At 64.9% G+C, this 14,062-nt stretch carries 15 protein-coding genes; 12 read left to right on the top strand and 3 right to left on the bottom strand.

The window, feature by feature from the left end:
- Positions 1–3: 3 nt before the first annotated feature.
- From lpxD to CQ050_RS25910, 8 genes are all read left to right on the top strand, one after another.
- Positions 4–1,101, top strand: coding sequence for a UDP-3-O-(3-hydroxymyristoyl)glucosamine N-acyltransferase (lpxD, locus tag CQ050_RS25945; RefSeq protein ID WP_105559709.1), 1,098 nt, complete (start codon positions 4–6; stop codon positions 1,099–1,101).
- A 67-nt stretch (positions 1,102–1,168) separates the two neighbouring features.
- Positions 1,169–1,624, top strand: a complete 456-nt coding sequence (gene fabZ / locus CQ050_RS25940; protein WP_006223429.1) for a 3-hydroxyacyl-ACP dehydratase FabZ — start codon at positions 1,169–1,171, stop codon at positions 1,622–1,624.
- A complete protein-coding gene (lpxA, locus tag CQ050_RS25935; RefSeq protein WP_105559707.1) occupies positions 1,625–2,419 on the top strand; it encodes an acyl-ACP--UDP-N-acetylglucosamine O-acyltransferase in 795 nt (264 codons plus the stop codon). It begins immediately after the preceding gene.
- A complete protein-coding gene (gene lpxB / locus CQ050_RS25930; RefSeq protein ID WP_105559705.1) occupies positions 2,416–3,612 on the top strand; it encodes a lipid-A-disaccharide synthase in 1,197 nt (398 codons plus the stop codon). The genes lpxA and lpxB overlap by 4 nt, the downstream gene beginning before the upstream one ends.
- Entirely contained in the window at positions 3,599–4,207 is a 609-nt protein-coding gene (gene rnhB / locus CQ050_RS25925) for a ribonuclease HII (RefSeq protein WP_105559704.1), read from the top strand. The genes lpxB and rnhB overlap by 14 nt, the downstream gene beginning before the upstream one ends.
- The gene (locus tag CQ050_RS25920) at positions 4,204–4,992 is read left to right on the top strand and encodes an RNA methyltransferase (RefSeq protein WP_105559702.1); all 789 of its coding nucleotides are present in this window, start codon (positions 4,204–4,206) and stop codon (positions 4,990–4,992) included. The genes rnhB and CQ050_RS25920 overlap by 4 nt, the downstream gene beginning before the upstream one ends.
- Positions 4,993–5,125: 133 nt before the next feature.
- Entirely contained in the window at positions 5,126–5,518 is a 393-nt protein-coding gene (locus tag CQ050_RS25915) for a hypothetical protein (RefSeq protein ID WP_233214294.1), read from the top strand.
- On the top strand, positions 5,515–5,985 hold the full coding sequence (locus CQ050_RS25910) for a DUF2846 domain-containing protein (protein WP_105559701.1): 471 nt from the start codon (positions 5,515–5,517) through the stop codon (positions 5,983–5,985). Before CQ050_RS25915 ends, CQ050_RS25910 begins: the two co-directional genes overlap by 4 nt.
- An 85-nt stretch (positions 5,986–6,070) precedes the next feature.
- On the opposite strand, the gene CQ050_RS25905 is transcribed toward CQ050_RS25910, so the two are convergent.
- Complete coding sequence (locus CQ050_RS25905) at positions 6,071–6,898, bottom strand: pyruvate, water dikinase regulatory protein (RefSeq protein WP_105559699.1); 828 nt, start codon at positions 6,896–6,898, stop codon at positions 6,071–6,073.
- A gap of 180 nt (positions 6,899–7,078) precedes the next feature.
- Between CQ050_RS25905 and ppsA the strand changes: the two genes are divergently transcribed.
- Positions 7,079–9,442 carry a phosphoenolpyruvate synthase gene (gene ppsA / locus CQ050_RS25900; protein WP_105559698.1) on the top strand — a complete coding sequence of 788 codons (2,364 nt, stop codon included), beginning with the start codon at positions 7,079–7,081 and terminating at the stop codon, positions 9,440–9,442.
- A 98-nt stretch (positions 9,443–9,540) separates the two neighbouring features.
- Here the strand turns inward: ppsA and CQ050_RS25895 are convergent, their stop codons facing one another.
- Together CQ050_RS25895 and CQ050_RS25890 are read right to left on the bottom strand one after the other, a co-directional pair.
- The gene (locus CQ050_RS25895) at positions 9,541–10,386 is read right to left on the bottom strand and encodes a bifunctional transcriptional activator/DNA repair enzyme AdaA (RefSeq protein ID WP_105559697.1); all 846 of its coding nucleotides are present in this window, start codon (positions 10,384–10,386) and stop codon (positions 9,541–9,543) included.
- 100 nt (positions 10,387–10,486) lie between these two features.
- Complete coding sequence (locus CQ050_RS25890) at positions 10,487–11,224, bottom strand: glutamine amidotransferase (protein WP_105559696.1); 738 nt, start codon at positions 11,222–11,224, stop codon at positions 10,487–10,489.
- A gap of 169 nt (positions 11,225–11,393) precedes the next feature.
- Between CQ050_RS25890 and CQ050_RS25885 the strand changes: the two genes are divergently transcribed.
- The 3 genes from CQ050_RS25885 (at position 11,394) to CQ050_RS25875 (ending at position 14,061) form a co-directional block, all read left to right on the top strand.
- On the top strand, positions 11,394–11,831 hold the full coding sequence (locus CQ050_RS25885) for an NfeD family protein (protein ID WP_105559695.1): 438 nt from the start codon (positions 11,394–11,396) through the stop codon (positions 11,829–11,831).
- A 90-nt stretch (positions 11,832–11,921) separates the two neighbouring features.
- Complete coding sequence (locus CQ050_RS25880) at positions 11,922–12,848, top strand: SPFH domain-containing protein (protein WP_105559693.1); 927 nt, start codon at positions 11,922–11,924, stop codon at positions 12,846–12,848.
- A 25-nt stretch (positions 12,849–12,873) separates the two neighbouring features.
- Positions 12,874–14,061, top strand: coding sequence for a GGDEF domain-containing protein (locus tag CQ050_RS25875; protein ID WP_105559691.1), 1,188 nt, complete (start codon positions 12,874–12,876; stop codon positions 14,059–14,061).
- The last annotated feature ends 1 nt before the right edge of the window (position 14,062 follow it).

Below are 14,062 nucleotides of genomic sequence, written 5' to 3'. Positions count from 1 at the left end.
GCTATGCCGGTTTTACTGGATCTTGCCCGCGCGCCAACACTTGAAGCACTGTTGAGCGCTGCCGACACCCAGGGAATGGACTGGCGTATCAGCGCGGTGCCCGGCGCGGACCCCTTGCGGGTCTGCGGCATCGGGACCCTGTCTTCGGCCGGCAGCCAGGAAATCGCTTTCCTGGCCAACCCCCGCTACCAGAGCCAACTCGGTGCCACGCAGGCAGGGGCGGTCATCGTCTCGGCCGACGTCGCCGAGGCGCTGGAAGCCGAGGGCGCCCCGCGGCCGCCGTTCGCGCTGGTCGTCTGTAAGCATCCCTATCTGCTTTACGCGCGCGTCGCGCAATGGTTCGATGCCGCCCGGCGGCCTGCGCAACCTGCCGCCACGCATCCTTCCGCGGTGGTCGCGCCTGACGCGGTGATCGAAGAGGGCGTGCGTATCGGCCCTAATTGCGTTGTGGAAGCCGGGGCCCGTATCGGCCGCGATACGGTGTTGGGGCCGGGCTGCGTCATCGGCGTTGGCTCGTCCGTCGGGCCGGGAAGCCGCCTGCACGCGCACGTCACGCTGTATGAAGGCGTGAAGGTCGGTGCCCGGGCCATCATTCACAGCGGCGCCGTGCTGGGTGCGGACGGATTCGGCTTTGCGCCGGATCCCACGCTGGGCAAGGGCGCCTGGGGCAAGATCCCCCAATTGGGCGGCGTGACCGTCGGCGCCGATGTCGAAATCGGGGCCAACACCACCATCGACCGTGGCGCCTTGGACGATACCGTGGTGGCGGACGGTGTCAAGCTGGACAACCAGATCATGGTGGCGCACAACGTGCGCATCGGCGCGCATACCGCCGTGGCGGCATGCGTCGGCATCGCGGGTTCGACCTCCATCGGCGAACGCTGCACCATCGGCGGCGCGGCGATGCTGTCGGGCCACCTGAGCCTGACTGACGACGTACATATATCGGGCGGCACCGCAGTGACGTCCAGCATTTCGAAGCCTGGCCGCTATACCGGGGTGTTCCCGTATGCGGAGCATGGCGAATGGCAGCGCAACGCAGCCGTGATACAACAGTTGGCGCAACTGCGCCGCCGCGTGCGGACGCTGGAAAAAGACTAGGGCGCGCGATTGCCGCCCTGGCGCGCACGCGCCAAAATTATTTCATTTCGCAGGAAAGCATAGAAAAATGGAACTCGACATCAAGGGGATCATGGAGAGGCTGCCGCATCGTTACCCGATGCTGCTGATTGATCGCGTCGTTGAAATGGTGCCCGGCAAATCCATTGTCGCCATCAAGAACGTCTCGATCAACGAACCGTTTTTCAACGGCCACTTTCCTCACCATCCGGTGATGCCGGGCGTGCTCATCGTCGAAGCCATGGCGCAAGCCTCGGCCTTGTTTTCGTTCACGGATGAAAACGGTGGATTGAAGTGCGAAGGCTCCAAGACGGCGTACTACCTCGTCGGCATCGATGGCGCGCGCTTCCGCCGCCCCGTCGTGCCGGGCGACCAGTTGCGCATCGAGGTCGAAGCCGAACGCCTGAGCCGCAGCATCTGTAAATACGCCGCGCGTGCGACAGTCGACGGACAGGAAGTGGCGTCCGCCAAGCTGATGTGCGCGATCCGCAGCCTGGAAGAGTAAATGGCAGGACATATCCATCCTACCGCTGTCGTTGATCCGGCGGCAAAAATCGACCCGACCGCCGTGATCGGACCGTTCGCGGTGGTGGGGCCTGATGTGACCATCGGCGCGGGAACCGAGATTGGCCCGTACTGCATGGTCGACGGTGTCACGACCATCGGGCGTAATAACCGTTTCTACCGGTACTGCTCGATCGGCGGCATGCCGCAGGATAAGAAGTACGCCGGCGAAAAGACGCGCCTGACGATTGGCGACGGCAACACCGTGCGCGAATTCGTCACGCTGAACACCGGCACGGTGCAGGATGGCGGCGAAACGACGCTGGGCAATGACAACTGGATCATGGCCTATGTGCACGTCGCGCATGACTGCCACATCGGCAGCCACACGATCCTGGCCAATTCGGTCCAGCTGGGCGGGCACGTCCATGTGGGCGACTGGGCCATCATTGGCGGCTTGACCGGCGTGCACCAGTTTTCGCGCGTGGGCGCGCACACCATGACCGGCGGCAACAGTTCGCTGATGCAGGATTCGCCTCCGTTCGTGCTGGCGGCCGGCAACCCGTGCCGTCCCGTGGGCATCAACGTCGAAGGACTGAAGCGCCGGGGCTTTACCCCGGTGATGATTTCGGCGCTGCGTGAAGCCTACAAGATCATGTACCGCCGCGGCTTGCCGCTGGACGCGGCGCGCGCCGAGTTGCGCAAGCGCCAGCAAGACACGCCCGAGGCGGCCGAGCACCTGCAGACGCTGCTCGATTTCCTGGACGTCGCATCACGCGGCATCATTCGTCCATGAGCACGCGGATCGGCATGGTGGCCGGCGAGCCTTCGGGCGATTTGCTGGCCGGACGCATCATTGCCGGTCTGCAAGCACGCGACGCCGGCGTTCGCTGCGAAGGTATTGGCGGGCCGCAGATGCAGGCCCGCGAGTTCGACACCTGGCATCCCATGCATGCCCTGACCGTATTCGGCTACGTAGACGCCTTGAAGCGGTTGCCCAGCCTGCTGGGCACGTATCGCGACGTCAAGCGCCGCTGGCTGGCTGAGCCGCCGAAGGTATTCGTGGGGATCGATGCCCCCGACTTCAACCTTCGGCTGGAACACCAACTACGCTTGGCCGGCACCCCCACGGTGCATTTTGTGGGCCCGTCCATCTGGGCCTGGCGTTACGAACGCATCCACAAGATCCGCGAATCGGTGTCGCACATGCTGGTGCTTTTCCCGTTCGAGGAAGAGATCTACCGGAAGGAGAACATTCCGGTGACCTATGTGGGCCACCCGCTGGCCGGCGCCATCCCGATGGAGCCGGACCGCGCCGCCGCCCGCGCAAGCTTGGGCATCGACCCGAACGCGCGCGTGCTGGCGATTTTGCCGGGTAGCCGTTCGTCCGAAATCCGTCTGCTGGCGCCGCGTTTTTTGCAGGCCGCCCAGCTGCTGATGAAGAAAGATCCTGCCCTGCAATGCGTCGTTCCCATGGTGAATGACCAGCGGCGCGCCGAATTCCAGGCGATTCTGGCGCAGCATCCGGTGCCCGGCCTGCGCTGCATCACCGCCGATGACCTGCATGGCGCCGGCGGCGACCGCAAGGCGCCCGTCGCCTGGTCCGTCATGGAAGCCGCCAACGCGGTGCTCGTGGCCAGCGGCACGGCCACGCTGGAAACGGCGCTGTACAAGCGCCCCATGGTGATTTCCTACGTATTGTCGCCTTGGATGCGTCGCATCATGACGTGGAAATCGGGGCAGCAGCGGCCGTATCTGCCTTGGGTCGGCCTGCCCAACGTGCTGCTGCGCGATTTCGCGGTGCCCGAATTGCTACAGGACGACGCCACCCCCGAAAAGCTGGCCGAGGCGACGTGGGCGTCCTTGACCGACGATGCGCTGATCGCTCGCGTCGAATCCCGTTTTACCGCCATGCACCAGGAATTGCTGCGCGACACGCCAGCCCTGGCCGCCCAGGCGATCCTGGAGGTGGCCGGTGGAGCAGCCTGACCTGTTCGTGGCGCCGGCGCAACCGGCCCTGCTGACGGCAGGGGTGGACGAGGCCGGCCGTGGCCCGCTGGCGGGCGCCGTGTACGCGGCGGCAGTCATCCTGGACCCCGAGCGGCCGATCGAGGGTCTGGCCGATTCCAAAGTGCTGAAAGCCGCCACGCGCGAAGCGCTGGCGTTGCTGATCCAGGAACGCGCCCTGGCCTGGTGCGTGGCCAGCGCCAGCGTGGGCGAGATTGATTCGCTGAACATCCTGCGCGCCACCATGCTGGCGATGCAGCGGGCCGTCCAGGGCCTCTCCACGCGCGCCCAACTGGCGCTGGTGGACGGCAACCAGGCGCCCAAGCTGGCCTGCACGGTGCAGACCGTCATCAAGGGCGATGCCCTGGTGCCGGCGATCTCCGCCGCATCCATCCTGGCCAAAACCGCGCGCGATGCCGACCTGATGCGTTTGCACACGCTGTATCCGCAATACGCGTTCGACCAGCACAAGGGATATGGCACGGCGCTGCACCTGCAGTTGCTGCGCGAACACGGTCCCTGCGCCGAGCATCGCCGCAGTTTCGCTCCCATCAAGGCTTTCGGCCTGGTCTCATGAAGCACATCAGTTCCCGCGACAATCCCGCGGTCAAGGCGCTGGCCAAGCTGGCGGGGTCGGCGGGCAAGCGCGGCGCGCCCGTGCTGCTGGACGGCATCCACCTGTGTCAGGCCTGGCTGCAGCATCACGGCGCGCCTGACCAGGCCGTGTTCGACGTTGAGCGGCTGTCGCAGCCCGATATCGCAGCGCTGGCGGCCGCCGTGCCGGATGCCCGGTGCCTGGCGCTGGACGCGCGGCTGATGCAGTCGGTGGCCAGCGTGGAAAGCGGGCAGGGCGTTGCTTTCGTGGTGACGCCGCCGCTGCCGGAGCTGCCGGCGGACGTGCAAGAGAATTGCGTGCTGTTCGACCGTATCCAGGACCCCGGCAACGTCGGCACCTTGCTGCGCACCTGCGCGGCGGCTGGCGTGAAGCGCGTGTTCCTGGCAACCGGCACGGCCGCTGCCTGGTCGCCCAAGGTGGTGCGCAGCGGGCAGGGCGCGCATTTTGCGCTGGCCATCCATGAACACGTGGACCTTGCCGGTTTGCTGCCGCGCCTGCGGGTGCCCTTGGTGGCGACCGCGCTGGACGGCGCGCAAGACCTGTACGACGGCAATTTGCCCGCGCAATGCGCCTGGGTATTCGGGCACGAGGGCCAAGGGGTTGCTGCCGGCTTGCTGGCTGCGGCACGCCTCAAAGTGCGTATCCCGCATGATATGGCGGCCGTCGAATCGCTGAATGTCGGGGCCGCCGCGGCAATCTGTCTGTTCGAGCAGCGTCGTCAGGCGCTACGGACCCGCACTCGCTGACCGGTACTGCCGCACGCTGCGGATGATCGCGGCGCACATTTTGTAAAATTCAGTCGCCCTCATATACTTCGTGCTTTATTTTCCCGAGGTGTCTATGGCGTCATCGCCGGTTCACAAGCTTGAAGGGCGTTTCATGCGGGCAGGACGGGCGTTGCTGGTGGCTGCCGCCAGCGCCTTCGCGTTGGCCGCTTGCATGTCGGTCAGCACGCAAAAAATCGCCATGGTCCCTGTGGCGCCTGCGGATCCTGTCCATACGATCCAGTTGTCCCGGGTCGTGATCGCCCCGTTGCCCAACGACAGCAGCGTCACGCTGCCGGCGGGGTCGCAGTGGCGCCGCGTGGGTGCCTTGCCGCAAGGCGACGTCTATCGCTCGCAAAGCGGTTTGTTCACGGTCCAGACCCGCCGCCAGGGCGAGGCCTACGTGGTCGCGACGTCCGGAAAAATGGTCGGTTTCTACCTTCCCGGCGAAGGCGCCTTCATGCCCTTGTCCCGCCCCGTAACGTTGCCTGTGGAGATGCGCCAATGAAAACGTGGCTGAAAATGTTGGCTGCGGCCGCGGTTGCCGTGGTGCTGGCGGGTTGCGCCGGGGGCAAGTATGAAGTGCTGGAGAATCGGATTCCGCCGATTGCCGAGGGTAAGGGGCGGATTTACTTCTATCAGCCGCAACCTTCGAACTTCGCATCGTCGCAGCAGAAGTTGCGAGTCAACAATGAAGTGGTTGGCCGCAACAAGCCGGCCAGTTTCTTCTACGTCGACCGCCCGGCGGGCAGCTATGTCGTGACCAATCTGTACTGGACGGGTGATGGCGTCAGCTTCATGCTGGATGCCGGCCAGACGCGCTATGTGCGCATCATGGCGGAATCGCTGGGCAGCACGGGTGCCGTGGGCAAGTTGTCGATGCAGCTGGTCGACCCCGCCGAGCTGGCGGTGCATGAAATGCAGGGCTTGCGCTATTGGGGCGCGGCCTCGCCCGAGCGGGTGCCCGGCCTGTGATCCCGCCACGAAGCCAGCCCTGATCGGGCTTGGATGTTGCCACCAGGGCGCGCCGACGGCGCGCCCTGTTCATTTCAACCTTGCTTCAACCACGGTCCAATCCCACTTCCTGCAGCACCGTCGTCGCGATTTCTTCGATCGATTTGGTGGTGCTGGACAACCAGGAAATGCCTTCGCGGCGCATCATGCGCTCGGCTTCGGCGACCTCGTAACGGCATTGCTCCAGCTGCGCGTAGCGGCTGTTCGGACGACGTTCGTTGCGGACTTCAGCCAGCCGTTCGGGCTGGATGGACAGGCCGAACAGCTTGCCGCGGTGCGGCGCGATGGTCGAGGGCAGGGTGCCGCGTTCGAAATCGTCGGGCGTCAGCGGGAAGTTGGCCGCCTTGATCGCATACTGCATGGCCAGGTACAGGCTGGTAGGCGTCTTGCCGCAGCGGGACACGCCCACCAGGATCACATCGGCCTGGTCCAGCTGGTTGACGAACTGGCCGTCGTCGTGGGCCAGGCTGAAGTTGATGGCGTCGATCCGGTTTCGGTATTTTTCCGAATTGGCCTGCATGTGGGAACGGCCGATGGAATGGCTGGACTTCAGGCCCAGCGCCTGTTCGATGTGGCTGACGAAGGTGCCGAACAGATCCATGAAGATGCCGTTCGCCTGGCGAACACGTGCCAGGATCTCGGGGTTGACCAGGGTGCTGAACACGATGGGCGGCACCCCGGCTTCCAGGGCGCTGCGGTCGATGCGCATGGCGACTTCGGCGGCTTTTTCCAGCGTGTCGACAAAAGGCAGGCGGATCGGCTTGAATTCCACCTCTTCGAACTGGGACAGCACCGACTGGCTGAAGGTCTCGGCGGTGATGCCGGTACTGTCGGAAACGATGTATACCGTGCGTACGATCGGGGTAGATGTCATGTGTAAAAAATTCCAACCAGTCAGATAGCCGAGGGTACTCCACCGAGTACAATCAGGCCCCTATAAGTCACCCCAAGGGCGGTCCAAGGCCAGTTTGGTCAGCGTTTGGAAATGCGGAATTTTCCGCCTATCCATGCATTGACCAAACTCGCTTTCATTCCATTGTAAAAGGTGACTTCAATGTCGTACGTTGTTTTGTTCGAGCAGCTCCGCATGACGGACGTGGACTCGGTAGGAGGCAAGAACGCATCACTAGGCGAAATGATCAGCCAGCTGTCTGGCGCGGGTGTCCGCGTGCCGGGCGGCTTTGCCACGACCGCTGACGCCTTCCGTGACTTCCTGAAGGCGTCGGGCCTGGACAAGCGCATCGCTGAACGCCTGACGACGCTGAACCCCGAAGACGTGCGCGAGCTGGCCAACGCCGGCGCGGAAATCCGTCAATGGCTGGTCGAGGCCCCGTTCTCGGCCGAATTCGAATCCCAGATCCGCGAAGCCTTCGCCAAGCTGGACGCCGACGGCAAGGGCTCGTTCGCCGTGCGCTCGTCCGCCACCGCGGAAGACCTGCCCGACGCCTCGTTCGCCGGCCAGCAGGAAACCTTCCTGAACGTCGTCGGCATCGACGACGTGCTGGACAAGATCCGCCACGTGTTCGCGTCGTTGTACAACGACCGCGCCATTTCCTATCGCGTGCACAAGGGCTACGCTCACGCCGATGTGGCCTTGTCGGCCGGCATCCAGCGCATGGTGCGTTCCGATAAGGGCAGCGCCGGCGTCATGTTCACCATCGACACCGAATCGGGCTTTGAAGACGTCGTGTTCATCACGTCGTCCTATGGCCTGGGCGAAACCGTCGTGCAAGGCGCGGTCAACCCGGACGAGTTCTACGTCTTCAAGCCCACGCTGGCTCAAGGCAAATTCCCCATCGTCGGCCGCCGCATCGGCTCGAAGCTGATCAAGATGGAATTCGACCCCGAGCGTCCCGAAGGCCGTGCCGTGCGCACGGTCGACGTGCCGGTGTCCGAGCGCAACCGCTATTCGCTGACCGACGACGAGGTCAATGAACTGGCCCGCTACGCCGTCATCATCGAAAAGCACTACAAGCGCCCGATGGACATCGAGTGGGGCCGCGACGGCGTCGACGGCAAGATCTACATCCTGCAAGCGCGTCCGGAAACGGTGAAGTCGCAGCAGGGCGTGAACGACGTCCAGCAGCGCTATCGCCTGAAGGCGACCGGCCAGGTCCTGATCACCGGCCGCGCAATCGGTCAGAAGATCGGCGCGGGCCCCGTCCGCGTCGTCGCCGACATTTCGGACATGGACAAGGTCCAGCCGGGCGACGTGCTGGTCACCGACATGACGGACCCCAACTGGGAACCCGTGATGAAGCGCGCCGCCGCCATCGTGACGAACCGCGGCGGCCGTACCTGCCACGCGGCGATCATCGCGCGTGAACTTGGCATTCCGGCTGTCGTGGGCTGCGGCAACGCGACCGACCTGCTGAAGGAAGGCCAGGCCGTGACCGTGTCTTGCGCGGAAGGCGACGAAGGCCGCATTTATGACGGCCTGATCGAAACCGAAGTGGAAGAAGTGCGCCGCGGCGACATGCCCGCCATCGATCTGAAGATCATGATGAACGTGGGCAATCCGCAGCTGGCGTTCGATTTCGCGCAGATTCCGAACAGCGGCGTGGGCCTGGCTCGCCTGGAATTCATCATCAACAACAATATCGGCATTCACCCGAAGGCGGTCCTGGACTACCCGAATGTGGACGGCGAACTGAAGAAGGCCGTGGAATCGGCGGCCCGCGGGCACGCCAGCCCGCGTGCGTTCTTCGTCGAGAAGATGGCCGAAGGCGTGGCGACGATTGCCGCCGCCTTCTACCCGAAGCCGGTGATCGTGCGCATGTCGGACTTCAAGTCCAACGAGTACCGCAAGCTGGTCGGCGGTTCGCGTTACGAGCCCGAGGAAGAGAACCCCATGCTGGGCTTCCGCGGCGCGTCGCGCTACATCGCCGAAGACTTCGCCGAGTGCTTCCGCATGGAATGCGAAGCGCTGAAGAAGGTGCGCGACGACATGGGCCTGACCAACGTCGAGATCATGGTGCCGTTCGTGCGTACCGTGGGCCAGGCGGAAAAGGTCGTCAACCTGCTGGCCAAGCACGGTTTGGCGCGCGGTGAAAACGGCCTGAAGCTGATCATGATGTGCGAAGTGCCGTCCAACGCCATCCTGGCCGACGAATTCCTGCAATACTTCGACGGCTTCTCGATCGGTTCCAACGACATGACCCAGTTGACGCTGGGCCTGGACCGCGATTCGGGCATGGAACTGCTGGCCGCCGACTTCGATGAACGCGACGAAGCCGTGAAGTTCATGCTGCGCCGCGCGATCAAGGCTTGCCTGGCCGCCAACAAGTACGTGGGTATCTGCGGCCAAGGCCCCAGCGACCACCCGGACTTCGCGCAATGGCTGAAGGACGAGGGCATCCTGTCGATGTCGCTCAACCCGGATACCGTTGTCGACACCTGGCAGCGCCTGGCCAAGTAACGACTGGCTGGCTCATCAAAAAGCCCCGCATCGGAAACGATGCGGGGCTTTTTTTTGTCGTCGGGCCTTTCCGGACAAGCGCCGGGGTTACGGCAAGATCAGGCCGCTTGCGCTTCCCGAGCCAGTAGCACGCGTTTGCGGTCGATGCCCCAGCGGTAGCCGGCCAGCGAGCCGTCGGTGCGCACGACGCGGTGGCAGGGAATGGCAAGCGCGATGTTGTTGGTGGCGCAGGCGCGGGCCACGGCGCGCACGGCGCGCGGCGAACCGATGCGTTCGGCGATGTCGGTGTAGGTGGCGGTCGTGCCGGCGGGAATGTCGCGCAGGGCTTCCCAGACGCGGCGCTGGAAAGCGGTGCCGCGTACGTCCAGTGGCAGGTCCAGGCCACGGGAAGGGTCTTCGACGAAGCCCACCACGGCGGCCACCCAGGCTTCGAATTCCGTGTCCGCGCCGATCAGCCGGGCCGCCTTGAAGCGGTCCTGCAGGTTGCGGACCAATTGCTCGGGGTCGGCATCCAGGGCGATTTCGCAGATGCCGGTGCTGCTGGCCGCGACCAGCAGCGCGCCCAGCGAGCATTGGGCCACGGCGAAGCGGATATCCACGCCTTCGCCGTCCCTGCGGAAGGCGGTGGGGGTCATGCCCAGGATGGCCGGCGCGGCTTCATAGAAGCGGCCGCTGGAATTGAAGCCGGCCTCGTACATGGCGTCCGTGACGCTGGCGCTTTGCTTGAGCTGCTGGCGCGCGCGGCTGGCGCGCAGGGCATTGGCATACGCCTTGGGCGTGATGCCCGTGGCGGCCTTGAAGATGCGGTGGAAATGGAAACGGCTCATGCCGGCCTGTTCCGCCAGGGTGGACAGATCGGGCGGCTGCTCGGCCTCCAGGGCGCGGCAGGCGCGCTCGACGGCGGCGGCATGCTGTTTGCTCAAGGGGGCTGCGGCTGGGCTCATACGGGACTCCTGTCGGGCGCATGGTCAGATGCGCGATGACCCCATGGTCTCAAAGGCATCCGGACGTCGCACTCCGGATGTTGCGTGCGGGCAGGCCCGGTCAGGCAGGCGCGTAGACATCAAGGAACCGGCGCAGCAACCCGCCCGCCACCGGCGTCGCGCGAACATTGGCCGACAGGTCGGGAATGTCGAGATTTTCGGCGGCGTAGCGGCGGCCGTAGCGCTCGAGGTGGGCGCGGACGAAGTCCGGGCCGAATTCGGGGTGGAACTGGGTGGAAAACACGTTGCGGCCGATGCGGATCATTTGATGCTCGTCCAGGTCCGAGCGCGCCAGCACGGCCGAGCCTGGCGGCGGTTGCAGCACGGTCTGGGCGTGCAGCATTTGCGCGGGGAAGGTGGGCGGCAGGCCGGCCAGCAGCTTGTCGCCCGCCGCGGGCGGCAGGAGTTCGACCGTTTGCGTGCCCACTTCGCGGCCGGCGGGGTTATAGCCGACCTTGCCTCCCAGTGCGTGCGCCAGCAACTGGTGACCGTAGCAGACGCCAAACATGGGCAGGCCGGCCGTGGCGGCATCGCGCAGCCAGGCGGCGGTGTCTTCGCTCCAGGGTTCCTTGTCCGTGACCATGGCGGGCGAGCCGGTGATCAGGGCGGCGCGATAGCGGGCGGGGGCCTGGGGGCGCTGGCCTTCGTGCACGGCGACGACTTCAACGGCGTCCGTGGCCAGGCCGGCCGCTTGCGCCAGTTGTTCGGCATAGCCGCCGAACTGGCTTTTAAGCGTGTCGTCCGGATCGCCGGTGTGCAGGATCAGGACGGGTAGGGCGGAAGATATTGCAGCGGTCATGGAAGCTTGTGCGTGGAAGGGGCGGATGCCGACGATCCGGATGGGACCGCGGCATCTACGCACATCATAATCCAGTGCGAATGCTCACGAGGACGCCATACGGCCCCGTTGCGTCCCGGAAATACGTACAATCCGCTCACGACTCATCCTTTCAGGCGACCTTAAGACTATGTGGATCTGGCTGGGACTGGCCGCGCTGGCCCTTATCGGGGAACTGGCGACGGGGACCTTCTATTTGCTGCTGGTGGCCCTGGGATTGGCGGCCGCGGGCGTTGCCGCCTGGCTGGGCGCCGGCCTGGAATGGCAACTGGTGGCGTGCGGCGTCGTGCTGCTGCTGGGCTTGCTGCTGCTACGCAAAACACGCGTCCTGAAAAAGCGCGAGGTCAATTCGGCCCGCAATGCCGACGTCAATCTGGATATTGGCCAGACGGTGGCGGTGGAAGCCTGGTCCGACCAGGGCACTACGCGCGTCTGGTATCGAGGCGCGCACTGGCAGGCCGAGCTGGCCCACGGCCAGACGCCGCGCGCCGGCGAACACATCATTACCGAACTGCGTGGTTCGATCCTGGTGCTGACCCCCCGGGGCACGCCGGGCTCGGCACAATAGAACCGGCTTGCGCCAGGCGCAGCCCGCAGCGGGCACCCTTGCCGGCAGGTAAAGGCGCCCTCGCACTTACTCCAGGAGAGGCTTTACATCATGATCGATACTTCCACTATCGTCCTGCTCGTCGTCGTCGCGCTGGCGATCCTGATCGTCATCAAGTCGATCGCCATCGTTCCCCAGCAGCACGCCTGGGTGGTCGAGCGCCTGGGCAAGTTCGACCGCGTCCTGTCGCCCGGCGCGGGCTTCGTCATCCCGTTCATCGAGCGCGTGTCGTATAAGCACTCGCTGAAGGAAATTCCGCTGGACGTGCCGAGCCAGGTTTGCATCACGCGCGACAATACGCAATTGCAGGTCGACGGGGTGCTGTACTTCCAGGTGACGGACCCGATGCGCGCATCCTACGGTTCGTCCAACTACATCTCGGCCATCACGCAGCTGGCGCAGACCACCTTGCGTTCCGTCATCGGCAAGATGGAACTGGACCGCACCTTCGAAGAGCGTGATTCCATCAACAGCAACATCGTGTCGTCGCTGGACGAGGCGGCGCTGAACTGGGGCGTGAAGGTCTTGCGCTACGAGATCAAGGATTTGACGCCGCCCAACGAGATCCTGCGTTCGATGCAGGCGCAGATCACCGCGGAACGTGAAAAGCGCGCGCTGATCGCGGCTTCGGAAGGCCGCCGCCAGGAACAGATCAACATCGCCACCGGCGAGCGTGAAGCTGCCATCGCCCGTTCGGAAGGCGAAAAGCAGGCGCAAATCAACCAGGCGCAGGGTGAAGCCGCCGCCGTGCTGGCGATCGCCGAAGCAACCGCCAAGGCCATCACGCAAGTCGCCGACGCCGTGCGGCATCCGGGCGGCATGGAGGCCGTGAACCTGAAGGTGGCCGAGCGCTACGTCGAGGCGTTCGGCAATGTGGCCAAGGAAGGCAATACGCTGATCCTGCCGGCCAACCTGGCGGACGTGGGCGGCATGATTGCTTCCGCCATGACCATTGTGAAGTCCACGCGCAACACTTGACACCGCGCCTTGCGGCGCCCTGGCCATGATCGCTCCCGTGAATTTGCTTTTGATAGCAGGGCTGGCGGGAGTGCTGTCCCTGTGCGTGCTGGGATCCCTGGCGCGTAGCGGCATGGCCGGCATTCGCGAAACCATACGCGCCAACTTGCTCACGCTGTTGGCGTTTTTTACGTTTGGCCTGCAGAGCACGGCGGCGCCCTTGTGGCTGTCCGTCATCGTGCCGAACTCGGCCATCGCGCTTGCGCTCTGTTCGTACTACACGGGCGTGCGGCGATTGATGGGGCTTGGCGTGCCGCGTCACCTGATGACGCTGGGTTGCCTGGCGGCGCTGGGGGTGCTGCTGGGTTATACGTACGTGGATTGGCAAGTCGGGCCGCGCATCGTGGCGATGTCGCTGCTGCAGATGGGGTTTCTTCTGGCCGTGGCGTTCACCGTGCAGCGCAACATGCCGACGCACCGTTCGCGCTATAGCTACCGTTTCGTGTGGTCGGTGGCGATGGTGTCGGCCGCGATCTGCGCCGTGCGGGCCGGCGCCCACCTGCTGCACCTGGTGCCGCCGCAGACCCTGCTTGAACCCAGCGTATGGAATATTGCCTATCTGACGCTGGGCGTGTTGGTGATGCCTTGCCTGACGCTGGGCACCATCATGGTTATCCACGACCGCATGCTGGCCGACCGCGAGAACGAAGCCAATACCGATTTCCTGACCGGCCTGATGTCGCGCAAGGCGTGGTGGATGCAGGCGGAGCGCTATTGCGCGCAGGCGTTGCGCATGCGCCGGCCGTTGACCCTGCTGTTGCTGGACATCGACCACTTCAAGGCCATCAACGATACGCACGGCCATGCGGCGGGCGATGCGGTGTTGCGGCATTTCGGCTTGCTGGCGACGGCCACGCTGCGCACGGGCGACCACGTCGGCCGCGTGGGCGGCGAAGAATTCGGCGTGCTGTTTCCGGATATGCGCGGCGATGCCGTCATGGAAGTGGCGGGGCGGCTGCTGGATTCCGTGCACAGAACGCCTTGTTCGCACGGTGGCAGCACCATTTCATACACGTTCAGCGCGGGCATCGCCGAATGGCTGCCCGGCGAGAGCCTGCAGGTCTTCTTCGAAAAGGCCGACCGCAAGCTCTATGCAGCCAAGTCGGCGGGGCGCAACCGCATCGTGGGGCTGGGCGGGCAGGCCGAGCCTGCCGCGTTGGCGGCCGCCGCCTGAA

Source organism: Achromobacter sp. MYb9 (assembly GCF_002975275.1).
Classification (GTDB): domain Bacteria; phylum Pseudomonadota; class Gammaproteobacteria; order Burkholderiales; family Burkholderiaceae_B; genus Achromobacter.
Note: the sequence above shows the minus strand (reverse complement) of the source record. Positions and strands in the feature narration are given on the sequence as shown.